Genomic DNA, 22,666 nt, shown 5'->3' with positions numbered 1-22,666 from the left:
CGTTACGCCCGCACTATGACGCGGCGCGGCGTGGCCCGGCCGTCGCTGTTGAGCTCAATGAACCGGAGCACCAGTTCGCCGTCGCCGCCGACGTCGTCCCCGTCCAGCCGACGCCGCGTTTCCGTTTCGCGGAGCAACCTGGCTTTGAAGGCGAGGATGTCCTCGTGACATTCGAGAGAGAAGCTGCTGGGGAGCGCGCCCTCCGCGACACGCCCGAGAAACTCAAAGCGCGTTGGCGAAAGCTCTAGCCGCACAGGGGGGTTAGATTCGCCGCGCAGCAGGCGCACTGAGACATCGAAACCGCCTTGCGGGTTGAGAAGGAGGCTAACTTCCTCGCCCGCCTGACGCGGCACGGAGATTAACTCGTCGAGCAGTGGGCTTCGCTTCGACTGAGAGTAGCTTCCCGAAGTCGCAAGAACGAGCTCATCCTGGTTTTGCACCAGCATGCCCGTGAAGACCCGATTGAGCCCACGAACGACCTGGGTGAGCGCCGTCCGCGGCAGCGCCTGCTTCGCTTTCAGTTTTTCAGCCACCTCAAGATAAAGACCAGCGTAGCGGAAAACCGTCAGGTCCCAGAGGTCATAGGTGGCAGCTAGGTTGTCGGGCATGGTGAAGAATAGCCGTTGGCGCTGTGCCTTCAGAAGATGAAGGAACGCCGGTCGGTCTGCCCCCTCCCCGCCTTCGAGATATGCCCTCTGTCCCTGTGCGTAATTCGCGGTCGCTCCATAGGTCGGATCACGACGGACAAGGGCTTCGTAAGCCTCCGCGTACGCTGGATCGTCGGCGCCGTAGACCAATAAGTTATCGACGCGGTTGCTGGTCTCGGCCCCGATGCCAAACAGGTTTAACTTTTTGAAAGGCTCAGTTTTCTCGGCTCGGCTCGCCTTAAGATTTTCGCCAAAGACATTGCGGTACACGCTCGCGAGATCCGCTCGTCCCCCGGCCACAATCTCGGGCACATCCGCACACGACATCAGACCATCCCGGCCGTCGGGATGCCCAAGGAGGATATTAGCAACCAGGGAGAGGAGTTGGCGCACCGGGAAGTGCCCGCCATTGCGCTCGCTCAGTTCAACCAGATCGGTGAGGCGTCGGCGAAATTGCCCATGACCGTCCTCTCCAATCAGGCGCCGCCTGTTTTCAAGGATTGGACAAGAAAGCTCGGCAGCGCAGCTCTCACACCCCTTCCAACCCTCGTGGCCGCCGATCTCGTCGATGATGTCGGAGGTCATCTTCGCCGCCGGAGCGCGACTGAGGTCGCTGAGGTTCAGCCGAACGTCTTTGTCGGTCGTCGCGGCAGTGACCAGAAGATCCTCGATGACGCCCGCCAGACGCCGCACCTCAGGAGTGTCCGGGGCAGTCTTAAGCTTCTCAAGCAGCTGCCCATGGTTGGCCGCCAGCAGATACATCGTGGTCGCACCGGGCTGGGCAACATCCCGCGCCACCGATGCGATCAAGTCCGAGCTCTCCTCATCGCGGAGTTCGCTAAGATCCTTGACGATCACAAGCGTGCGGTTGCCAACGGAGATGGTGTGGAGCTTGGCCCCCTTGTTCCAGGTCGCCTCGTCACCGCCCAACGCCGTCCAAACCTCACGGCAATGGTACGTCTTTCCATCTCCGGCAGTGCCGGTGATGATCTGCGAGATGGGGTCTGGTCCGCGAAAATTCGCGAGGAGATCGTGAAGAAATTGCGCGGGCAGGATGATAGGTTTGATTTTAAGTCGTCTCAGCGCGCGCTGAATCGACTCATCGTACATATTGTCATTGGTTGGAATTGGCCCGTAGTTGCGCAGAAATCGCACCCACGCAGCTGTCGATGATGCTTCTGCCAAACCAACTCCCCCAACCCAGAGGTTGTAAGCTACTGATCCACCGGCGCAACGCAATCCACTGCACAGCTAACGCAGAAGTGAGCGCGATTTGCGAAGGGGCGTGACCGCCCAGAACAGAAGGCCGCAAGGAGCCTGGGGACAGGCCAGGCGGATGCGCCGCCGAGCAGCCGGCGGAGCCAGAAGGTGCCCTTCAAGGACGGACCCTTAGGAGCCGCGGCACGCGGCGGGACGGAGCATGTCGCCTAGTCGCATTGCCTCACAGAACACTCCCACTCCGTCTGCAGACCTTCTCAGGGTCAGCTAAGAGTCAGCTCATGGCGCACCGGGTTTAGGTTCCAGTGCGCGCCCTAGAGCCGACCTTCCGAACGGCAGCAATGAGCCCGACGCGGCCATCGCCGGCGACGCCGGCCTAGTCGCCCGAAGCGGACGTCCCCAGCTTCGGCTTTAAGCCCGTTCATCGCCGCCAGGCGAAGGCGCACAAGTGATTTTAAGTGCGCATAAGTGATTTTAAGTGCGAACGAGTGATTTTGGTCGATGTCGATTGGCCTGCCGCCCGCATACGCACTCATTTTCTTGGGGTACGAGGCAAGATATGTAGTGTTGGCCAACATCGCTGCGCACTGTTGTCCCACAATACCCGGACGTACTCCCCCCAAGGGTTCGATACCGGTCCTGCCCTACGAGGCACACAACGGCATCCGCCGCAGATCGGTTATCGGTCCGACACTGCACTAAGCTCCGCAGATGACAGGCAGCGTTGCCTTACTCGGGCAACGCATCACCCCACCGTCTGGCGCTGGACGAGCCTCAGGCCGCGCAACCATCCGCTTCTCGTCGCCATTTCGCTGACTGCGGCCGTGCACAAAGCGCTAGATTGCCTACAAAGAGGTATCGCCTGAAAGCACCCCAATGACCATGATTGAGCTTGCAAAGAACTTCGCCCTCGTGTCGAGCGCCGCGTTAGTTCCAATCGCCTTGTATTATGGGCTCGTGGAGCTGGCTCGGCGGGATGAGGAACGACGAGCAGTACGAAAGCGCTCTCCCGCTCTCCCCTCCGACTAGGAATTTGCGCATTCGCTTGAGCGATGCAGCCGATGACTTTGAGCTCGACGGCAGATGGGCCGAGCTACGCGCCGCGCAGGCGTTAAACACGACCGCGCTTTGGCGATAGTCTCCAGATTGTAACTTGGATCGTTGCAAAGAAGCGGCCGGCAGTCAGCGGCTTATTGCATACGGCGCATGAGTCCTCGCTTGACGCTCAGCGGCGGGCGCAATCTTTGTTACTCGAGAGCGGACCCGCTTCAAGTTGGATTGGCGGCTAGCTAGCCAGCGCAGGTCGACGATGTCGCCTCTACACCGCCGCGCCCGGTCTTTCAGGCCATTTCGAGCGTTAGTGTGGAGAGGGCATCTAGCACGCTAGCGCAGCCTGGTGTCGTCGCGGCATCTCACGCACAAGCCAGATCGCGCAACCTTGAAGCCAGATGATTCGCCTTCGGACCCCGACGCGCGGCGCAATCGTTGCCTTAGGCTCCAACGGAGTTTTACGCAAATGGGTTGACGCCACCCATCTGAGCTAAATACAGATGGAAAATGGCTAAGCTGTCAGATCTAGTTCGCGTGCTCTCAATCTCGGGCGGAGATTCGGAAGCTAGCGTGGCAGTGATTGCCCGCGCGCTTCGGGAGCGAAATTTAATTAAGACTGGAGGTAGAGGCCGCAGCGCCGCGCACATGACCAGCGCCGACGCCGCAAGCCTGCTTCTTGGAGTTGCTTCACCGGGCGAGAACACGAAGGCCGCTCAATCGGTGCAAGAGGTCGCCAAGCTTATGCTTGAGCCTCAGGCCCGGATCGTACAGCCGGTAGGCTATCCTCACACCGACGAACTCCGCGGCATTATGGGCATTGGCGCAGGCGACGACTTAAGTGCTTGCCTGACAACCTTGCTGGACCGCTACCGACTAGAACCTGATGCGGATAGACCTCGCCCCAATGTCCGACCACCGGGGGGTATATTCCGCTCGGAAGAGCCTGAAAATTTTCTGCCCCGCGGAATCGAAATCGAAGTGGTCCGAGAACAAAATACTTGGCGCTCCACACTATTCGTCCGATTTAGTTTCTGGCGCATCATAGAGCTTTACTTCACATCACAGACGAATCCTGCGCCAAAGAAGGGAAGTGGAAAGAGATCCTCTATTCTTATTCAAGAAGACGTAGTCTCCTCAATCGTTTCCTGCTTGCGCAATTTAAGCCCGCATGAGAGGAACACGGGCACAACTGCCTGCCACTTTGGCACCCCGGGGCCTAACCATTTCCCAGGCCGCCGCCCTCGCGGGCTTGAGCGAAGGCACCTTCGCCACCGCCAGAGCGCGAGGCGATTATCCAAATCCGACCTTACCCGGGGGACGGATTGATCGAGTTCTTCTTGAACAGGCCATGGACCGGCTAAGCGGCATTCTAACTAAGGCCGAGGTCGCAGACCCATTGAGTACATGGGAGAGAAAGCGCAATGCGCGTCGCGCTTAGGGGTATCAACACTGTCAAGAAGCGGCTCAGCGACGGCCGCATCGCTCGCTACTACTATCACCGCGAAACCGGCGCGCGCCTGGAGGGTGAACCTGGCTCGGCTGAGTTCGTCGCGTCCTATGCTCGCGCCGAGCAGTTGGTCCGAGAGCGCCACTCCACCGGCGTGTTCGCCAGCCTGATCCGCGACTACACCATGTCGCCCGAGTTCAAGACCCAGCTCGCCGATAGCACCCGCAAGGAGTACCTGCGCAAGTTGACCTTCGCCGAGGCCGAGTTCGGCGACCTGCCGATCACGGCGCTGAACAATCCGAAGGTGAAGGCGCCGCTGCTGGCTTGGCGAGCCGCCGTGGCCACGGCGTCGGGCGCGCGTGAGGCCGACTACAGGCTGTCGGTTATCTCCGCCATGCTCAGTTGGGCGGTGGACAATGGGCGGATCGACACCAATCACCTGAAGGGCTTCAAGCGCCTCTATCGATCGAACAGATCGGACATCATCTGGCTGCCGGCGGACATCGAGGCGTTCATGAGCGCAGCGCCGCTGGCGATGCAGCGCGCGCTGATCCTGGCCCTGCACACCGGCCTACGGCAGGGCGACATCCGAAAGCTCTGCTGGAGCAACTATGACGGCGCCAACCTCACCCTGCGCATCGGCAAGAACCAACGCGGCGGCCAGAAGGCTCCGCTGGTCACCATTCCCTGCACGAAGGCCCTCCGCACGATGCTGGACGGCATTGAGCGGCAGTCCGCGGTCATCTTGACCACAAAGGAGGGAAGGCCCTTCACAGCCCGCTATTTCGGTCATCAGTGGGACAGCGCCATGACGCTCGCTGGTCTTGAGGGCTCGCCGCTCCACTTTCACGATCTGCGGGGCACCGCGGTGACCATGCTCGCGGAAGCGGGCTGCAGCGTCGCTCAGATCGTGGCGATCACTCAGCACTCGTTGGCGACGGCGACCCGGATCCTGGAGGTCTACCTGTCGCCGACTCGCCACCTCGCGAACCAGGCGATCGCCCAGTTCGAGAACGCCAAGGCAACAGAATTTGCAAACCAGCTGCAAACCGGCGCTCAAAGCGCACGGTTCAGCACCAACCAAAAAGGCTGAAACCCCAATGTATTCAAGGGGAAGAAATGGCGCGCCCGGAACGATTCGAACGTCCGACCCTCAGATTCGTAGTCTGATGCTCTATCCAGCTGAGCTACGGGCGCGCAGTGCCTTTCGGCGAAGGCGCGGAACCTAGTCGGGGAGGCTCCGGTTGGCAAGCCGGGGCGAGGTGAAAATTTCGCCCCGGCCGATTTTCTTTTCAGAGCCCTGGCAGACGGCCGCCAAGCCCTTTCAGAATCGCCCCGCCAACGCCCGGCACGCCGAAGGGAGACTTGCCCTGCTGGCCGCCTTGCGCGTCGCCGCGTCGTGCGTCGCCATCGTCATCGCCGCCCATGCCCGGCATCTCCATGCCCAGCATCCCGCCGGTCAGCGACTTGTACCGGACCTTCAAGGTCCAATCGATGTTCCAGGCGACCTTCGGATCCGACGGCCTCGGCGGATAGGAGATGTTGGTTTCGCCGCCATAGGCCGCCAGCTGGACCATCGCCTGCGGCGCGGCCTTGGTGAACTCGACCGGGATGGTGCAGGTGGTGGTGGTCGGGGCCATCAGCGCCTTGGACGCCACCAGCCGCTGGATATCCGCCGAGTTGAGATAGTCCGGCATCGCGAAGCCGGAGGCCTGCACCTCGCTGGAAGACCACATGACCACGGTTTCGTCGCTGCTGGCGCCGACGGCGGTGGCCAGATAGCCCTCGGCGTTGCTGACCGCATTCCAGGCGATCTGGCCCGAGCCGCTGGCGTTGACCAGGTTCTTGGTGAGGTTCAGCGGCCCCAGGAAGTCCTGCTGCGCGGCCAGGGCGAACTTGATCTCCGGGGTATAGGTGCCGCGGATCAGGTGATCGCCGACCAGGGAGCCCGCGCCAGGGACCGAAGTGCGGGTCTTCTCGTTCGGCCACTCGCCATAGGTCGTGTTTCGCGAGGGCGAGGGCGGCTTCATCGACGTGCCGAACTGCGCCGACAGCGCCGCCAGTCCGGGAGGCATCTGGCCGGCGGCGACCTTGGCGAAGTCGATCACGATCGGCTGCCCGGCCTTGGCGTGCTCGCCGCAGCCCCAATAGATCAGCATCTTGCCCTTGGGCTTGTAGTTCTCAGGCAGGTGATAGGCTTCCGGCTTCTCCGGCGTGCGGCGGGGCGTCACCAGGGGCAGGCTCTGGCCGGCGCGCAGCGCTGCCGGCGGCAGGTGTTCGGCGGTCGGCTCGCCGGTGGGCGTGCGCGAGGTCCCAAGTTGCAGGTTCAGCGTCTTGGAGACGTTCGATCCGCCCCCGCCCATCATCGCGCCCATCATGGCGCCCATGGACGGTCCGCCGCCTCCGCCGCCCATGGCGCCGAAACCGGTCTGTGTCTGCGCGCTCATCCAGTAGGTGGCGACCGGACCGGTCACCTGTTGCTTGGTCTGCGCTTCCGCGCCGCCGGCCAAAAGACCTGCGCCGGCCACCAGGGCCGTCGTTCTCACCCACTGCATGGGCCTGTCTCCATTCAGAACTCTAAGAACGCGGGTCTCTAAACTGTATGCGCAGCTGCAGCGTTCTCCAAATCGCCGAACGGTCCCAAACTCGCGACGAAACCGACCAAGGCGTCAGCCGGGCAGATCGCGCCAGCCGCGCACGCCGTTCCAGGGGGCGGCGGCATGCACGCCGCGAGCGGTCGCGCGGGCCAGCACGTCAGCCGCCAACGCCCCGATCCGGGCCACCGTATAGTCGGCCGGCGCCGGCATCGCCTGGCGCGCGGTGGAGAGCGCGAAGACCACGTCCCCGTCGAACGGCGCATGAACCGGGCGGATCGCTCGCGCCAGCCCGTCCTGCGCCATGATCGCCACCCGCTTGGCCTGGGCCGGGGTCAGGGCGATGTCGGTGGCGACGCAGGCGATGGTGGTGTTCATCCGCGCCTTGGGGTCGGACTTGGCCAGGCCCCACTCGTCCGGGCCGGCGCGCAGGCCGGCCGAGCCCAGCCCGCCGAACTCGCCGTCCAGTTCGTAGGGCGCCGCCCAGAAGGTCCGCCCGCCAGGCGCGACCACCGAGCCGAACGAGTTGACGCAGACCAGGGCCCCGACGGTGATCCCATCGGCGCTGACGATCGAGGCCGAGCCGGTCCCGCCCTTCAGTCCGCCCGCCATGGCGCCGTGGCCAGCGCCGGCGGTCCCGAGTTCGAAGCCGAGGCCGGCGGCGACAACCGCCTCGCGGCCCAGCCGGCGATAGGGCGGATCCTCGCCCCAGGCCTTGTCGCCCCCATTGGCGAGGTCATAGAGGATCGCCGAGGGCACGACGGGCGAACGGGGCACGCCGCCGGCGCTGACCAGCCCGTAGCCGCGCCCCTGCGCCCCCAGCCAGGCGACCACGCCGTCGGCGGCGGCCAGCCCGTAGACCGAGCCGCCCGACAGCACGATCGCGTCCACCGCATCGACCAGGTTTTCAGGCGCCAGCGCGTCGGTCTCGCGCGTGCCGGGACCACCGCCGCGCACGTCACAGCCAGCCACCGCGCGATCGTCGGGCAGGATGACGCTGACCCCGGTGCGCGCGGTCGGGTCGCTCGCCTGGCCGACCCTCAGACCGGGGACGTCGGTGATCAGATTGCGGGCTCCGGGCGCCGCGAGAAGGTTCTGGTTCATAATCGGCATCGAAAGCACGCCCGCGCATTTGTTGTCCACGCGTGGATGGCTATGGTGGCGCTCTCCTCCCCTCCGCCTCCGACGGGTTCTACGTGCTTCAGCTCCAGCGTTTCGCCGCCCTTCCCATTGCCTTGGCCCTCGCCGCCTGCGCCACCGCGACAAAGGAGGCTCCGCCCTCCGCGCCCGCGTCGGCGGCTCCCGTCGCCAGCGCGCCCGGCTTCAAGGCGATGGTGTCCGCCGCCAACCCGCTGGCGGTCGAGGCCGGCGTCAAGGTGCTGCGCGAAGGCGGCTCGGCCGTGGATGCGGCGGTGGCCGTGCAGGCGGTGCTGAGCCTGGTCGAGCCGCAGAGCTCAGGCGTCGGCGGCGGCGCCTTCATGACCTACTACGACGCCAGGACGAAGAAGGTGGTCGCCTACAACGGCCGCGAAACCGCGCCGGCCGGCGCCACCGAGACGATGTTCCTGGACGCCTCGGGCAAGCCGCTGCCGTACCCAGTGGCCGTGACCAGCGGCAAGGCGACCGGCGTGCCCGGCGCGGTGGCCATGCTGGCCATGGCGCAGGCCCAGCACGGAAAGCTGCCCTGGAAGGACCTGTTCAGCGACGCCGAGCGCCTGGCCGCCGACGGCTTCGTGGTCAGCCCCCGCCTGGCCGGCATGATCGCCGGTCCGTTCCCGCAGACGGGGACTCCCGACGCCAAGGCCTATTTCACCAAACCCGACGGCCAGCGCTATCAGGCCGGCGACGTCCTGAAGAACCCCGCCTACGCGCAGACCGTGCGCAAGATCGCCGCCGAGGGTCCCAAGGCCCTGCTCGAAGGCTCGATCGCCGAGGCCATCGTCGCCAAGGTGCATGAAGGCCCGCTGCCCGGCACGATCACCCTGTCGGATCTCAAGTCCTACAAGCCCAAGGTCGACGACGCCGTCTGCCGCCCCTACCGCGTCTACGTCGTCTGCGTACCGAACCCGCCGTCCAGCGGCGCGGCCCTTCTGCAGGCGCTGGGCATCCTCTCGCACACCGACATCGCCGACCGCGGCCCGACCGACCCGCAGGCATGGTTCCTGTTCGCCCAGGCCAGCCGCCTGATGTACGCCGACCGCGACCGCTACTTCGGCGATCCGGACTTCACGCCCGTCCCGCTCGAGGGCCTGCTGGAAGACAGCTACGTCGCCAAGCGCGCGACCCTCATCGGAGACGTCGCCGGCCCGGCCCCGGGTCCCGGCACGCCGCGCGGCGCCGGCGCCCTGGCACCCGACGCCACCAAGGAGCCGGGCGGCACCTCGCACTTCGTCGTGGTCGACGCTGATGGCAACGTCGTCTCGATGACCACCACCGTGGAAAGCATCTTCGGCACCGGCCGCATGGTCGGCGGCTTCTTCCTGAACAACCAGCTCACCGACTTCTCGTGGGCGCCGGCCAACGCCGACGGGACCAAGGCGGCCAATGCCGTGGCCCCGGGCAAGCGTCCGCGCTCGTCCATGGCCCCGACCATCGTGCTGGACCGCGAAGGGCGCTTCGTGGCGGCCATCGGCTCGCCGGGGGGCAACTCGATCCTGGCCTACAATCTCAAGGCCCTGGTCGGCATCCTGGATTGGGAGCTGAGCGTTCAGGACGCCTTCAACCTGCCCAACCTGATCGCGCGTGGGGACAACATCGCCTCCGAGCCGGCCCGCTATGCCCCCGGCGTCGTCGACGCCCTGGCGGCCAAGGGTGTGGCCTTCAAGGGCAGCGGCGGCGAAGGCTCGGGCCTGCACGGCGTCATGATGACCCCGCAGGGCCTGCAGGGCGGCGCCGACGAACGCCGCGAGGGCGTCGCGAAGGGCTTCTAGCCTTCGACGTTCCTGGCGCGCCGGCGCTTCGGCGTCGGCGCCCGGGTCGGTGCGCCCGGCAGGCGCAGTTCGAACACCGACCCCTGCGGCCCGGTCTCGGCCAGGGTCAGGTCGCCGCCATGGCCCTGGGCGAGTTCGTGGGCGATTGCGAGACCCAGCCCCGCCCCGCCCGGCCGCGTCGATCCGGCGAAGGGCTGGAACAGCCGCTCACGGGCCCGCTCCGACACGCCGGGGCCGTTGTCGGCCAGGCGGATGACGCTGACGCCGTCCTCGTCGAAGAGCGACACCTGGACCGCGCCCGGCGACTGACGGTCGGTCTGTTGCTCGATCGCCTGGCGGGCGTTGCGCATCAGGTTCACCAGGATCCGGTGCAACTGGTCAGGATCGGCCATCACCTGGTCGGCCGGATCCACCAGCGAAATCAGCTTCACGCCATCAGGCGCGAGCCGCGCCTCTTCCTCGGCGCCCTCCAGCGCCTGCGACAGCAGCATCGGGCGCGCGTCGGGGGCGGCCTCCTCGGTCTTGCCGTAGGCCAGCACGTCGCTGGCGAGTTTCACCGCCCGGTCCAAGGCCCGTTCCAGGCGCGGCATGGCCTGGGTCACCTGCGGATCCTTCAGCGCCGCCAGCCGCTCCGAGGCGATCTGGGCGCTGGTCAGCATGTTGCGCAGGTCGTGATTGATCTTGGCCACCGCCTCGCCCAGGGCGGCCAGGCGCGCCCGCGAGCTGAGCGCGGCGCGCAGCTCCTCCTGCATGCGCTCGAGCTGCACCTCGGCGCGTCCGATCTCGTCGCGGCGTCCGGAGGGGGCGATGTGCGCCATGGCGTCTTCGGGGTCGGCCGCGAAGCGCTCCATCGACCGGGTGATCCGCTGCATCGGCCGGACCAGGAAGTAGTTGAGCGACAGGTAAACCAGCCCGCCTGCCAGAAACGAGACGAAACCCATGATCGCCAGCAGGCGCCAGAGATAGACGGTCAGCTCGGCCTTCAGCTCGGCGTCCGGCGCCACCACCTCGATGAACTGGGCCTTGTAGAAGCGCGGCTCGGCGATCACGCGCACCATCCGCCCGTCGGCGCCGCCGAACAGGGTCTGGAACGGGGCCGACAGCCAGGACGCCGGCGCCTGGTCGCGCAAGTCGACGAGGTAGGGCGGCTCTTCCAGCCGCGGCCCCGGGACCTTGAGGAAGCGATTGCCGTCGTTGTCGAGCACGGCGACCGTCTGCACGCCGGCGACTTCGCGCAGCTGGGAGGCGAGATTCTCGCTCAGGACCTGGTCAGGGGCGACTTCGGTCGCCATCGAGGCCAGTTCCGCCGCCCGCACCCGGTCCAGCAGCCACTGCTCTTCGAACGACGCAAGAGCCGCCGGCAAGGCGATGGCGCTGGCGCCGGCCACGAACAGAATCGTCAGAATCAGCAGACGTGCGGACAGGCCGCCCGGCCAGAAAAAGCGGCGCGTGGGCGGCTTTTTGGGCGCCGAAGGAGAGGGGGCGTCCGCCATGACGACTCCCCCGTTACTGCACCCGGAACGGTTCGGCAACGCAGGGCCGTCCCGAAGCGTGGCTAATTCCAAAGGAAAGCCCGCGCATTAGCCTCACTTTGCGCCTACCGCCGCCTTCACGGACGCGAAGCCGTCGCGACGCAGGTAGGCGGCCAGGTCGCGCTTGATTCGGGTGACGAGGCCCGGCCCGCCGAACACCATGGCCGAATAGAGCTGCACCGCGGACGCCCCGGCGCGGATCTTGGCGTAGGCGTCCTGGCCTGAGGCGATGCCGCCCGCGCCGATCAGCGCCACCCGCCCGGCCGCGGCCTGGGCGAAGGCGCCCAGCATCTGAGTCGACAGCGCGGTCAGCGGCGCGCCCGACAGACCGCCGGTCTCGCCAGCGAACTTGGAGTTCAGCTGCGGGCGGCTGATGGTGGTGTTGGAGACGATGATCCCTTCGAGGCCGTTGGCGATCACCGTTTCGACGATGGCCTCGACCTCGCCGTCTTCCAGGTCTGGCGCGACCTTCAGGAACATCGGGACCTTGCCGGACGCCGGCAGCGAGTCGCGGGCCTGGGCCAGCCGGCCGAGCAGTTCCTCCAGCGCGGCCTTGGTCTGCAGGGCGCGCAGACCCGGCGTATTCGGCGAGGAGATGTTGATCGTGAAATACGAGGCCAGGCCCCACAACCGGGTCAGGCCGGTCACGTAGTCGGCCACACGGTCCTCGGCGTCCTTGTTGGCGCCGATGTTGGCCCCGACCACGCCAGGGCCGCGGCGCGTCAGCCGAGCGGCGAAGGCTTCCAGGCCCTCGTTGTTGAAACCCATGCGGTTGATCACCGCCTGGTCCTCGCTCAGCCGGAACAGGCGCGGCCGCGGATTGCCGGCCTGCGCCAGCGGCGTGACCGTCCCACACTCCACGAAGCCGAAGCCCGAGGCGAGCATCGGCGCGAACACCTCGGCGTTCTTGTCGAAACCAGGCGCCAAGCCCACGCAGTTCGGCACCTTCAAGCCCGCGACCTCCGTCGCCAGGATCGGATCATCGCCGCTGGCGCGCGGGCCCAGGCCCATGGCCAACAGGCGGATGGTCAGCCGGTGCGCGTCCTCGGGGTCGAGGACGTGCATGGCGCGGGCGGCGATGTCGTGCAGGCTCATGCAAGGCTCCCTAGCTGCGGAACCCCGTCGGAGGCCAGCGGCGCTTCTGTCACAGTCAGCACCGCGTCCACGGCCAGCGCGCCGTAGAGGTGCGGGAAGAGGTCGCCGCCGCGCGAGGGCTCCCACACCAGGGCCGCTCCCAGGTCGTCGGCCTCGATCTCCAGCACGACGAGATCGGCCTGGCCCGCGAAATGACGCCGCGCGGTCTCGGCGGCCTGGGCCGCGGTCGAGAAATGGATGAATCCGTCGGCGAGATCGACCGCCGAGCCGTTGAACACGCCCTCCGCCTGGGCCTTGGTCCACTCCGCACGGGAGAGGATCTTGTAGATGCGCCCCACGCTCAACCCCTCGGGAAGAACAGACCGTCGTAGGACGGGCGTCCGGCGGCGTCGAACAGGAACACCGAGGCCGCGGCGGTCGGGAACGCGGCATGTGCGCGGGCGATCAGCGGAGCGGGCGAGCCGCCCTCCGACAGCAGTCTGATGGTCAGTTCCTGCAGGCCGGGATTGTGTCCGACGACCATCACCGTCCGGGAGGTCTCGCCCGCAGCTTCGGCCAGTTCGCGCACCACGCGCTCTTCGGCCAGGTACAGCAATTGTTCGATACGCCAGGCGCTGGCCGGGAACGCGGGCTGCGCCGAGGTCCAGGTCTCGCGGGTGCGCTGAGCCGGTGAGACCAGCACGATGTCGGGGATGAGGCCGAGGTCCGCGAGGTTCGCCGCCATGGCCGCCGTTTCCCGCAGCCCCCGGTCGGTGAGCTTGCGGTCGAGGTCCTCGCCGCTCTTGGAGTCACGCTCCGCCTTACCGTGGCGCAAGAGAATAAGCCGATCCATGAACGCTCCGCCGCGCTCCTTGCTGTCTGACGCGCCCCCGAGCGCTGCTTCAGAGGTGTCATAGCTGGCCAAAGCCGATACGCGAAGCTGTTGACAGAGAAAGAGCTTGGCGGTCCAAGCGGCGCATGAGCGCGATTGCGATCCCGAAGGTCGAAACCGGCGGCGGCCTGCATAGCTTTCCCGCCGACCGGCCGCTGCGCCTCGACTCCGGCGCGCTGCTCAGCCCGCTGGAAATCGCCTACAAGACCTACGGGACCCTGAACGCCGACAAGTCCAACGCCGTGCTCGTCTGCCACGCCCTGACCGGCGATCAGCACGCGGCCTCGCCCCACCCGGTGACCGGCAAGCCCGGCTGGTGGGATCGGGTCATCGGGCCTGGCCTGCCGCTCGATCCCGAGCGCTATTTCATCATCGCCACCAACGTCATCGGCGGCTGCATGGGCTCGACGGGCCCGGCCTCGCTGAACCCGGCGACGGGCGAGCCCTACGCCCTCTCCTTCCCGGTCATCACCATCGCCGACATGGTCCGCGCCCAGGCGATGCTGATCGAGGCGCTGGGCATCGAGACCCTGTTCGCCGTGGTCGGCGGCTCGATGGGCGGCATGCAGGTCCTGCAGTGGGCCGCCGACTATCCGGAGAAGCTGTTCTCGGCGATCTGCATCGCGGCGGCGGCGCGCCACTCGGCCCAGAACATCGCCTTCCACGAGGTCGGGCGCCAGGCGATCATGGCCGACCCCGACTGGCGCGCCGGGGCGTACCAGCTGGCCGGCGTGCGCCCCGAGAAGGGCCTGGCCGTCGCCCGCATGGCGGCGCACATCACCTATCTGTCCGAACCGGCCCTGCAGCGGAAGTTCGGCCGCGAGCTGCAGCGCGACGGCCTGTCGTGGGGCTTCGACGCCGACTTCCAGGTCGAGAGCTACCTGCGCCACCAGGGCGCCAGCTTCGTCGACCGCTTCGACGCCAACTCGTACCTCTACATCACCCGGGCGCTGGACTATTTCGACCTCGGCGCGCGGTGCGGCGGGGTGCTGGCCGAGTGCTTCCGCAAGGCTCGCCATGTGCGCTTCTGCGTGCTGTCGTTCTCGTCGGACTGGCTCTACTCGACGGCCGAAAGCCGCGACATCGTCCGCGCGCTCAACGCCGCCGGCTGCCGCGCCTCTTTCGCCGAGATCGAGACCGACAAGGGCCACGACGCCTTCTTCCTCGACGAACCGGTGCTGGACTCGGCGCTGCGCGGCTTCCTGGCCTCGGCGGCCGACAAGCGGGGCCTTGCGTGACCGTCATCCGCGACGACTTCAAGGAAATCCTCCGGATGGTGCGCCCGCATGCGCGGGTGCTGGACGTCGGCTGCGGCGAAGGCGAGTTGCTGGAACTGCTGACGTCGGAGAAGGAGATCGACGGCCAGGGCCTGGAGCTGTCGCGCGAGGGCGTCGCCGCCTGCCTGGCCCGAGGCCTGGCCGTGGTTCAGGGCGACGCCGACCACGACCTCGACAACTTCCCGACCAAGGCCTTCGACTACGCGGTGCTGTCCAAGACGTTGCAGCAGGTGCGCGACCCCAAGCACGTGCTGTCGGAACTCCTGCGCATCGCCGACCGCGCGGTGGTCTCGCTGCCGAACTTCGGACACTGGCGCGTACGCATGGATCTGTTGACCAAGGGCCGAATGCCGGAGACCAAGTCCCTGCCCGAACCCTGGTGGTCGACGCCGAACATCCACCTCTGCACCCTGCGCGACTTCACCGAGCTGTGCGACGCGCTTGAACTGCGGATCGACGCCTGTGCGTCGCTGGTTCCGGGCAAGCCGGCCCGGCAGATCGACCCCATGGCGCCGATCGAGAACTGGCGCGCCGAGAACGCGCTCTTCCTGCTGAGCCGAAAGGCGGAGCCGGCGCCTCCAGGCATACCGACCCCGCCCCCAGGCAGCCTCTTCGAATAGCGGCGGGCGGCGGGGGGACCTTCCGCCCTAAGCGCCGCTAGGAGAGCCACTTCGGCTGCGGGCGTCCCGCCGCAGCCATCAGGCTGAGGAGCGCCAGGCTCCCCTCGAAGAGGCAGAAGCCGGCCACGAACAGGACCGGCGTCTCCACAATGGCGCTGGGCTCGACGATCACGAGCGCAATGCCAGATCCAAGACAGACCACCGCTCCGGCCAGGGCCGCCCACGACCGCCACAGTGGGGGGCGGCCGTAGGTGCGGCGGGCGACGCCGACCAGGCCGGCGGCGACCGCCAGCAGGCCTCCAAGCAAGAGCGTCATCGGGGCTACAACTCCACGCCGCTAGAACAGGAAGCGGACCACCACCCGGCCGTCATAGGCCTCGTAGTCCTCGCGGTACTCGCCGCCGCCCTCGAGGGCGAAGTCGAAGTACTGGCCCTGCCCGCGCAGGGCCAGGCGCACCACCGGCCCACCGCCCGACAGGTCGGGGGCGGCGAGGCTGAAGGCAGGACCTCCGGCGACGAAGCGGGCGGTCGTGACGTCCACTCCGTCGCCGGTTGCCTGACGCCAGCCGGCGGTCAGCTCGGGAATCCAGACAAAGGCGCTCTCCTCGCCGAAGCGGGCTCCGAGGGTGAGGCCGGCGAACGCACTGAGCTGGTTGCTCGAACGCTCGTCGATCGAAAGGTCGATGGCGCCGCCGCCGCCGGACTCGGTCCGGCCGTCCTCCTTCAGCATGAAGTAGTCGGCGGTCGCCTGGGGCTTGAGGTAGATGCGGCCAAGGTCGAGCAGGTAGGACAGGCCGGCATGGGCGGCGAAGGTCAGGCCGCTCCAGTCCGACTTGGTCTCCTTGTTGAGACCCGCGGTCGGATCGGACACGACCCGCGTGCTCTTCAGCGTCGCATAGCCGCCGTTCAGCCCGAGGTTGGCGGTCAGACCGCCGGCGGTGTCGCGCCAGTAGACCCCGGCCGAGTACACCTGCCCGCCCAGCGACTCCGCCGCCGAGGCGAAGGCGTCGTCGACATTGACGTTCACGAAGCTGGTCATCAGGCCCAGCGTGCCGATGCCGGTGTACGGAGCCTCGATGCCGCCGGCGAGGCCGAAGCCGTCGGCGTCATAGTTGGTGGTCCGGTCCACGTCGCGCTTCACCAGGAAGGCGATCTCCTGGGTCCAGACGCGCAGGCCATCGCCGTTCAGCTGGCCGTCGCCTTCGTCGATCGCACGGTTGGTGGCGTCCGAAGCCGCCGCCAGGGTGTGGAACAGGCTGCCGGTGAAGTCAGGCAGGAACTGGTCGTAGAGGCCCGCGAAGCCGGTCTCGTCAGTCTTGCCCAGCAGCGCATCGCGGACCGTCGCGTCGCGGTCGAAGTTCGCGAACACGGCGTCGTAGGCTGCGGCCTCGGCGGCGTTCAGGCCCGCTTCCGAAGCGGTGCGGCGGCGAACGTCGGCCAGCAGGGAGTTGTTGGCCTGATCGACGCGCAGCTCGGATTTGTAGAGCCAGGGCGTCGAGCCCAGCAGGCTCTGGTCCAGGGTCCCGGCGGTCAAGGCTCCTGCCTTGATCAGCGTGATGGTCGTCGGCTCGCTCAGCTTCGAGGCGAAGCGGAGGCCGACCTTCGAACCCGTGGCCAGATTAGCCGAGCCGGCGACGTTCAGGGTGGTGGCCTTGCCGGCGGCCGGATCGGCGGTCAGGACCAGCTCCCCCGTCGAACCCAGGGTCAGCGAGGTCAGGTTGATGGTGTCGGCGTTGGTCGCGGTCAGCCTGCCCTTGGCGATGTTCACCGTCAGGCCGCCGCCGGCGTCGGTCAGAGCGCCGGTCATCTTGGCGCCGCCGTCGATCACCAGGGCGTCGGCGCCCGAACCGAACGCCACCGCGCCGTCCAGCGTGCCGGCCAGCAACTCCAGCCGCGCCGCGCCCGAGCCGAACATGACATCGCCGACGATGGCTGGCGTGACCGAGGTCGAGGCGTTGGCGCCCTGGCGCACGGTGACGCCGGCGGTGTTGGCGCGCAGGTCGAGCGCGATCGCCTTGCCGGTGATCGTCGGGCTGGTTTCCGAGCTCGAGAAGCCCGCGAGGATGGTCTTCACATTCTCGATCAGGCCAAGAGAGCCCGAGGAGTCGAGGATCGCGGTCGCCGAGCCCTTGGTCCCGGTGATCACCGCGCTGATGTCGCCGGAGTTGCCGAGATAGGAAACGCCCGCGCCCGCGTCGATCCGAACGGCGCGCACGTCGACCGCGTCGCTCACCGTCGCCGCGGCCTTGATGGAACCGCCGTCGACCAGGATCTTCGGCGTGCTGACGCCCGAGCCCAGATGCAGCCCGACGGCGCCGGCCTTGACCGCGGTCGCGCTGACCGCGCCGGAGACGCGGACGCCGCCGTCGACGGTGACATTGCCGCCCAGGCCGCCGAGTTGGACCGCGGTCGCCGAGACACCGTCATAGATGCCGAGCGCCTGGGCCGAGCCCTTGATGTTGAGGCCGTAGGCGTTGGCGCCGGTCCCGGTGAAGCCCAGGCGCACGCCGCGGCTCTCCGAGCCGATCAGGATGGCCGGAGCCGAACCGATCGAGGTGATCGCGCCGGTCGTCTCGCTGGCGTCGGCGACGCCGTCGCCGTCCTCGTCGGCGTTGTTCGGATCGAGGTTGGCGGGGGGCGCATCCACCACCACGCCGCCGAACACGTCGCCGCGCACCCGAACCGCCGGGCCGCCGATCAGCAGGTCGTCGGCGTCGAGCTTGGCCACCGCCGCGTCAGCGCCGCGGGTGGTGTAGCGGAAGCCCGTCGCGGTGATGGCGTTGCCCAGCACCAGCTTGCCGCCGATGTTGTCGTCGGTGGCGACCGCCACCGCGCCCTGCCCCTGGACCGACGTGGCCGAGAGGATCGCGACGTCGCCGCCAACGGTGCTCGTGGTGTGGACGCCGTAGGTATTGGCGCCGGTGACGGCGATGGCGCCGGCGGTGCGGACCGAGCCGTCGATCGCCGTCTCCACCGAAATGCCGGCCGAGTCGTTGCCCTCGATGGTGATCGAGCCGCCCGACTGCACCACGTCGCCGTGGAAGTTTCCGGGGCCGGTGACGCGGATCCCGTAGCGGCGCGCGCCGGTCGCGAACGGACCGTCCATGTCTCCGTCGCCGTCGGCGTCCTTGATCTCAGTGCTCTCGTCGATGGTGATCGTGCCGGCGTGCCGGACGCCGCCCGTCATGCCGCCGAGCGCCAGGATGCCCGTCGCGTCGTTGACGTTCTGGAACTTGATCGTTCCCTCGTTGGTCACCGTGTTGTTGCTGTTCAAGGTGACAGCCGCGCCGGCGGACGTCGGCTGGACCGTCCCGGCGCTGGTGATCTTGATGTCGTCGCGCGCGCCGCTGGCGGCGGTCGCCGTGGCGACGGGGGTGGCGACGGTCGTCGAGATGGTGGTCTCGGCCTGGGCCGCGCCAGCCAGGAGGCAAAACGGCGATGCAGCGGCGAACAGGACGTGGCGAAGGCGCATGATCACTCCAGTCGGATCTCACGACGTGGCTTGCGGCCACAGATCCATGTTATGACGGTGACGAGGCGTTACGCGTCTCGTATGAATGCGTTTCGTAAGTACTGTACATCGGCGGGTCAATGCGCAAAATGCGCGGGCGGCCGTCTTCGCCGCGAGCTGAAGGAGTAGAGAGATGCCAAGAAGCGCGGTCGATCCTGCGCGGGCGGCGGTCACCAAGAGTCTGCGCCAAGAGGCGGGACGCTGGCTGAAAGCTGGCCGTGAAGCCGCGGGCCTGACCCAGGCTGAACTGGCGGAACGCGTTGGCTTGCGCTACTACACCTTCGTCTCGCAGGTGGAGAGCGGCCTTGGCCGCGTGCCGATCGAGACGCAAGGCGCCTGGGCCCAGGCGATTGGCCTCGATCCTGCCGAATTCGCCCGTACCTTGCTGCGCTACTACGAGCCGGAGCTCTTCCGGCTGTTGTTCGGGGACGCCGCTCAGGATGCGCCGGTCGCGCGCCTGGCAGGCAGGGGCTAGGGAACTACCGTCGTAATGGACAACGTCGTCCCGTTCGCGCCGCGGCCCAGCGCCGGCGGCGGATGGACCGCCGCCGAGCGCGCGCGGTTGTCGGAGATGGCCGACCGCCTCGCCGCCGACGGCGCCAAGGTCGAGGTCGTCTACGGCGTCACCGACGAGGGCGATCCCTGGTGCGTCATCAAGGACGACCAGGAAGAAGTGCTGATCCATGTCGCCCGGATCAACGGCCAGTTCGTCATCCATGACGCCTCGGCCGATGCGATCCAGGAGGGCGAGACCCTGTGGGCCGCCTGCGACCGCCTGCTTGGCGGCGACTGGCGCGAGGCCCGCGACGACGTGGTCGTCTCGCTCAGCGCCCGCCAGGTGCAGACCTTCATCGCCCTGGTGGTCGCCGCGACCTTCATCCACGAAGTCGACGACGCCGAGGCCGCGACTCCAGCGCCCGCCCAGCACGCCGAGCCTGTCGAGGCCGCAGCCGCCATAGCGGCCGCCGGGACGGCGCAGGCCAGCTCAGAGGACGTGCAGCGCCAGGACATGTTGGCGCCGCAGAACCACGGCCCGAGCGAGGATGCTCCCTCGGCCGGCGCGACCTCCGAACCTTCCACCGACGAGCAGGCGCCCCAGGCGACTGCGACCACGCCCGAAGCGGCGCCGGCCGTCGTCTCGGCCCTGGAAACTCAGCCGACCGACCTCGACGACGCGCCAGCCGCCATCGCGGCCGAAAACCATGCGGGCCAGGTTATCGACGGCGGCGCGGGCGACGACACGCTGACCGGCGGCGACGGCGACGACACCCTGTCGGGCGGCGCTGGCGACGACAGCCTGATGGGCGGCGCGGGCGCGGACCAGCTCTATGGCGGCGAGGGTGACGACACCCTGGACGGCGGCACGGCGCCGGAGGGCCAGTTCGACATTCTCGACGGCGGAGCCGGCGACGACCAGATCCACCTCTCGTCGGCCACGATCGCCATCGGCGGCGCCGGCGCTGACAACTTCGTGCTGGCCGCCCGGCCCGCGCCGGACGGACTCTACGGTGTGGTGTTCGACTTCGCGGCCCACGAGGGCGACCGCTTCTCGTTCCAGGGCAAGAACGTCGCCGTCATCTCGCGCACGGAAAAGCCCGACGTGATGGAAGGCCTGGCCAACAGTCAGAACTTCTTCACCGGCCCGCCGACGCCGGGCGAACGGGTCGGCGTCGACCTGGACGGCGACGGCAGGGAAGACGGCTACTTGCTGGTCGGCCACGGCCGGCACAGCCCGGCGGGCGCGGCCCCTGAGATCGACCCGCGCGAACCGCACGGCGAGCCGGTGTCGATCGGGACCGCGATCTACAGCGTTCCGCACCACCCGTCGGACGACGGCAGCTTCCTCTAGACTTCAGCCGGCGATCGCTGACGCGTCGCGGTCGCCCGTGCGGATGCGCAGCGCCTGCTCCAGGTCCAGCACGAACACCTTGCCGTCGCCGATCTTGCCGGTGTTGGCGGTGCGCGCCACCGCTTCGATCACCGCATCGGCGATGTCGGAAGGCACCGCGATCTCGAGCTTAACCTTGGGCAGAAGCTTCACCTCGTACTCGGCGCCGCGATAGACCTCGGTCTTGCCCCGCTGGCGGCCGTAGCCGCGCACCTCGGTGACCGTCAGGCCTGACGCGCCGGCCTCGGTGACCGCTTCCAGAACGGCGTCCAGGCGGCTCGGCTTGATGACCGCGACGATCATTTTCATGGCGCTACTCCCAAACAGATGCCGTTGGCTGACGGCCCAAGCTAGGCCCAAGCGACACCGTGTCCAAGCGCTTCTCTAGCTCTGAGGTTCCTGCGCCCGCGAAACAGGCGCCCGATTGGCCGGAACGGGTGCAAGGCCTGGTCGAACAACAGGCGCGCGCACGCGGGCGGCCTTGGCCTTCACGGCGAAGGTCTCCTTGACCGCCTCGGTCAGCACCAGGCCGGCGAAGCCCGGCCACAGCCGCGAACCGGCCTGCTCGAAGCCCTCGGCCCAGCCCGCCATCCACCCGACCGGCGGCACATAGAGCGCGCGGGTCCAGCCGGTGGGCTCCAGGTCCGCCTCGCGCAGCAGATCGGCCAGCTGGCTGCGGGTGTAGGGACGCCCGTGCCCGAACGGGGTCCGCTCGGCGTTGGCCCACAGCCCGTTGCGCGCGGCGGTCACCACCACTACGCGGCCGGTCGGCGAGAGCACGCGCCAGACCTCGCGCAGCAACGCGATCGGGTCGGGACTTTCCTCCAGGGCGTGGACCGCCAGGATCCGGTCGAAGAACGCGTTCTGGAACGGCAGGGCGTCCTCAAGCGACAGGCAGGCGAGGTTCGCGCCTTCGGACGGCCACAGCTCGACGCCCTGCTGGGCGGGCATGGCGGCGACCACCCGGCGCGCGGCCGGCGGGAACGATCCCAGGAACGGCGTGGCGTAGCCGAGGCCCAGCATGTCCAGGTCGCGGGCGTCGCCCCAGGTCTCCAGCACCTTGCGCGAGACCATTTCCCGCGCCGCACGGCCCAGCCGGGTGGCGTAGAACTGACGGAGTTCGAGGACGTCGCGACGCATGCTGTGCAAGACTTAGGCTCGACTTGGCCCGCTGCCGACCCTAAATCGCAAGGATCCGGACAAGAAGGCTTGGAGAGACACGTGTCGATCACCGTCCATCAATTCCCCTGCCTGTCGGACAACTACGGCTTCCTGGTGCGCGACGACGCCACCGGACTGGCCGCCTGCATCGACACGCCCGACGCAGCGGCGATCCTGCGCGAGCTGGCGACCCTCGGCTGGACGCTGGACCTGATCCTCAACACCCACTGGCACCCCGACCACGCCGGCGGCAACGCCGAGATCAAGGCCGCCACCGGCGCGATCGTGGTCGGACCGCAGGAAGTCGAGCGCATCGGCCAGGCGCCCGACCGCGTCGTCGCCGGCGGCGATGACGTGATGCTCGGCGAGACTCGCTTCGACGTGATCGAGAGCGGCGGCCACACCCTGGGCCACATCGCCTATTTCGACGCCGCCGATCACACCGCCTTCGTCGGCGACACCCTGTTCGCCCTCGGTTGCGGCCGCCTGTTCGAAGGCACGCCGCAGCAGATGTGGGACAGCCTCCAGCGCCTGACCGCCTTGCCCGACGACACCAAGGTCTATTGCGCGCACGAGTACACCGCCTCCAACGCCCGCTTCGCGCTGTCGGTCGACGACGACCCGGCCTTGAAGGCCCGCGCCGACGACATCTTCGCGGCCCGCGAGCGCGGCGAGTGGACGGTGCCGACGACCATCGGCCTGGAGAAGGCCACCAACCCCTTCCTGCGCGCCCCGCAACTCGCCGGGCGCATGGGCCTCTCGGGTGCCCCGGACCATGAAGCGTTCGCCGCGGTCCGGGCCGCCAAGGACAGCTTCAAGGGCTAG

18 protein-coding genes and 1 tRNA gene are annotated in these 22,666 nt (G+C 67.8%); 7 read left to right on the top strand and 12 right to left on the bottom strand.

Annotation, left to right across the window (positions count from 1 at the left end):
- Nucleotides 1-2: 2 nt before the first annotated feature.
- The gene (locus tag ASC79_RS15305; protein ID WP_200937209.1) at nucleotides 3-1,832 is read right to left on the bottom strand and encodes a hypothetical protein; all 1,830 of its coding nucleotides are present in this window, start codon (nucleotides 1,830-1,832) and stop codon (nucleotides 3-5) included.
- Nucleotides 1,833-4,336: 2,504 nt separating this feature from the next.
- On the opposite strand from ASC79_RS15305, the gene ASC79_RS15295 reads away from it, so the two are divergent.
- Complete coding sequence (locus ASC79_RS15295; protein ID WP_056022718.1) at nucleotides 4,337-5,455, top strand: tyrosine-type recombinase/integrase; 1,119 nt, start codon at nucleotides 4,337-4,339, stop codon at nucleotides 5,453-5,455.
- A 27-nt stretch (nucleotides 5,456-5,482) separates the two neighbouring features.
- Here ASC79_RS15295 and ASC79_RS15290 read toward each other — a convergent pair.
- The 3 genes from ASC79_RS15290 to ASC79_RS15280 form a co-directional block, all read right to left on the bottom strand.
- A tRNA-Arg gene (locus ASC79_RS15290) sits at nucleotides 5,483-5,559 on the bottom strand.
- A 95-nt stretch (nucleotides 5,560-5,654) separates the two neighbouring features.
- Nucleotides 5,655-6,917 (bottom strand): hypothetical protein, encoded by a 1,263-nt coding sequence (locus ASC79_RS15285; protein WP_056022722.1) that lies wholly within the window; start codon nucleotides 6,915-6,917, stop codon nucleotides 5,655-5,657.
- A 114-nt stretch (nucleotides 6,918-7,031) separates the two neighbouring features.
- On the bottom strand, nucleotides 7,032-8,060 hold the full coding sequence (locus tag ASC79_RS15280; protein WP_056023672.1) for a P1 family peptidase: 1,029 nt from the start codon (nucleotides 8,058-8,060) through the stop codon (nucleotides 7,032-7,034).
- Between the two features lie 92 nt (nucleotides 8,061-8,152).
- Between ASC79_RS15280 and ggt the strand changes: the two genes are divergently transcribed.
- Nucleotides 8,153-9,886 carry a gamma-glutamyltransferase gene (gene ggt, locus ASC79_RS15275; protein WP_056023675.1) on the top strand — a complete coding sequence of 578 codons (1,734 nt, stop codon included), beginning with the start codon at nucleotides 8,153-8,155 and terminating at the stop codon, nucleotides 9,884-9,886.
- Here ggt and ASC79_RS15270 read toward each other — a convergent pair.
- The 4 genes from ASC79_RS15270 to ASC79_RS15255 form a co-directional block, all read right to left on the bottom strand.
- Entirely contained in the window at nucleotides 9,883-11,379 is a 1,497-nt protein-coding gene (locus ASC79_RS15270; protein ID WP_056022726.1) for a sensor histidine kinase, read from the bottom strand. The genes ggt and ASC79_RS15270 overlap by 4 nt on opposite strands.
- A 93-nt stretch (nucleotides 11,380-11,472) precedes the next feature.
- On the bottom strand, nucleotides 11,473-12,513 hold the full coding sequence (locus ASC79_RS15265) for a quinone-dependent dihydroorotate dehydrogenase (RefSeq protein WP_056022728.1): 1,041 nt from the start codon (nucleotides 12,511-12,513) through the stop codon (nucleotides 11,473-11,475).
- A complete protein-coding gene (locus ASC79_RS15260; protein WP_056022731.1) occupies nucleotides 12,510-12,851 on the bottom strand; it encodes a DUF952 domain-containing protein in 342 nt (113 codons plus the stop codon). The genes ASC79_RS15265 and ASC79_RS15260 overlap by 4 nt, the downstream gene beginning before the upstream one ends.
- A gap of 2 nt (nucleotides 12,852-12,853) precedes the next feature.
- A complete protein-coding gene (locus tag ASC79_RS15255; protein ID WP_056022733.1) occupies nucleotides 12,854-13,345 on the bottom strand; it encodes a histidine phosphatase family protein in 492 nt (163 codons plus the stop codon).
- Nucleotides 13,346-13,470: 125 nt separating this feature from the next.
- On the opposite strand from ASC79_RS15255, the gene ASC79_RS15250 reads away from it, so the two are divergent.
- Both ASC79_RS15250 and metW read left to right on the top strand, forming a co-directional pair.
- Nucleotides 13,471-14,622, top strand: a complete 1,152-nt coding sequence (locus ASC79_RS15250) for a homoserine O-acetyltransferase (RefSeq protein ID WP_056022736.1) — start codon at nucleotides 13,471-13,473, stop codon at nucleotides 14,620-14,622.
- Nucleotides 14,619-15,281, top strand: a complete 663-nt coding sequence (gene metW / locus ASC79_RS15245; protein ID WP_082532153.1) for a methionine biosynthesis protein MetW — start codon at nucleotides 14,619-14,621, stop codon at nucleotides 15,279-15,281. The genes ASC79_RS15250 and metW overlap by 4 nt, the downstream gene beginning before the upstream one ends.
- A gap of 37 nt (nucleotides 15,282-15,318) precedes the next feature.
- On the opposite strand, the gene ASC79_RS15240 is transcribed toward metW, so the two are convergent.
- Entirely contained in the window at nucleotides 15,319-15,597 is a 279-nt protein-coding gene (locus ASC79_RS15240) for a hypothetical protein (RefSeq protein WP_056022739.1), read from the bottom strand.
- A gap of 21 nt (nucleotides 15,598-15,618) precedes the next feature.
- Complete coding sequence (locus ASC79_RS15235; RefSeq protein ID WP_056826678.1) at nucleotides 15,619-18,753, bottom strand: autotransporter domain-containing protein; 3,135 nt, start codon at nucleotides 18,751-18,753, stop codon at nucleotides 15,619-15,621.
- Nucleotides 18,754-18,925: 172 nt separating this feature from the next.
- Between ASC79_RS15235 and ASC79_RS15230 the strand changes: the two genes are divergently transcribed.
- Nucleotides 18,926-19,267 (top strand): helix-turn-helix domain-containing protein, encoded by a 342-nt coding sequence (locus ASC79_RS15230; protein WP_056022743.1) that lies wholly within the window; start codon nucleotides 18,926-18,928, stop codon nucleotides 19,265-19,267.
- Between the two features lie 15 nt (nucleotides 19,268-19,282).
- On the top strand, nucleotides 19,283-20,641 hold the full coding sequence (locus ASC79_RS21705; protein ID WP_056022746.1) for a hypothetical protein: 1,359 nt from the start codon (nucleotides 19,283-19,285) through the stop codon (nucleotides 20,639-20,641).
- A gap of 3 nt (nucleotides 20,642-20,644) precedes the next feature.
- Here the strand turns inward: ASC79_RS21705 and ASC79_RS15220 are convergent, their stop codons facing one another.
- Nucleotides 20,645-20,989 (bottom strand): P-II family nitrogen regulator, encoded by a 345-nt coding sequence (locus ASC79_RS15220; RefSeq protein WP_056022749.1) that lies wholly within the window; start codon nucleotides 20,987-20,989, stop codon nucleotides 20,645-20,647.
- Between the two features lie 75 nt (nucleotides 20,990-21,064).
- Entirely contained in the window at nucleotides 21,065-21,820 is a 756-nt protein-coding gene (locus ASC79_RS15215) for a class I SAM-dependent methyltransferase (protein ID WP_056022752.1), read from the bottom strand.
- Nucleotides 21,821-21,901: 81 nt separating this feature from the next.
- Between ASC79_RS15215 and gloB the strand changes: the two genes are divergently transcribed.
- Nucleotides 21,902-22,666, top strand: coding sequence for a hydroxyacylglutathione hydrolase (gene gloB / locus ASC79_RS15210; protein ID WP_056022755.1), 765 nt, complete (start codon nucleotides 21,902-21,904; stop codon nucleotides 22,664-22,666).

It is taken from the genome of Phenylobacterium sp. Root1290 (assembly GCF_001425305.1).
In the GTDB taxonomy this organism is placed as follows: Bacteria; Pseudomonadota; Alphaproteobacteria; order Caulobacterales; family Caulobacteraceae; genus Phenylobacterium.
This window is presented reverse-complemented; position numbering and strand designations above follow the sequence as displayed.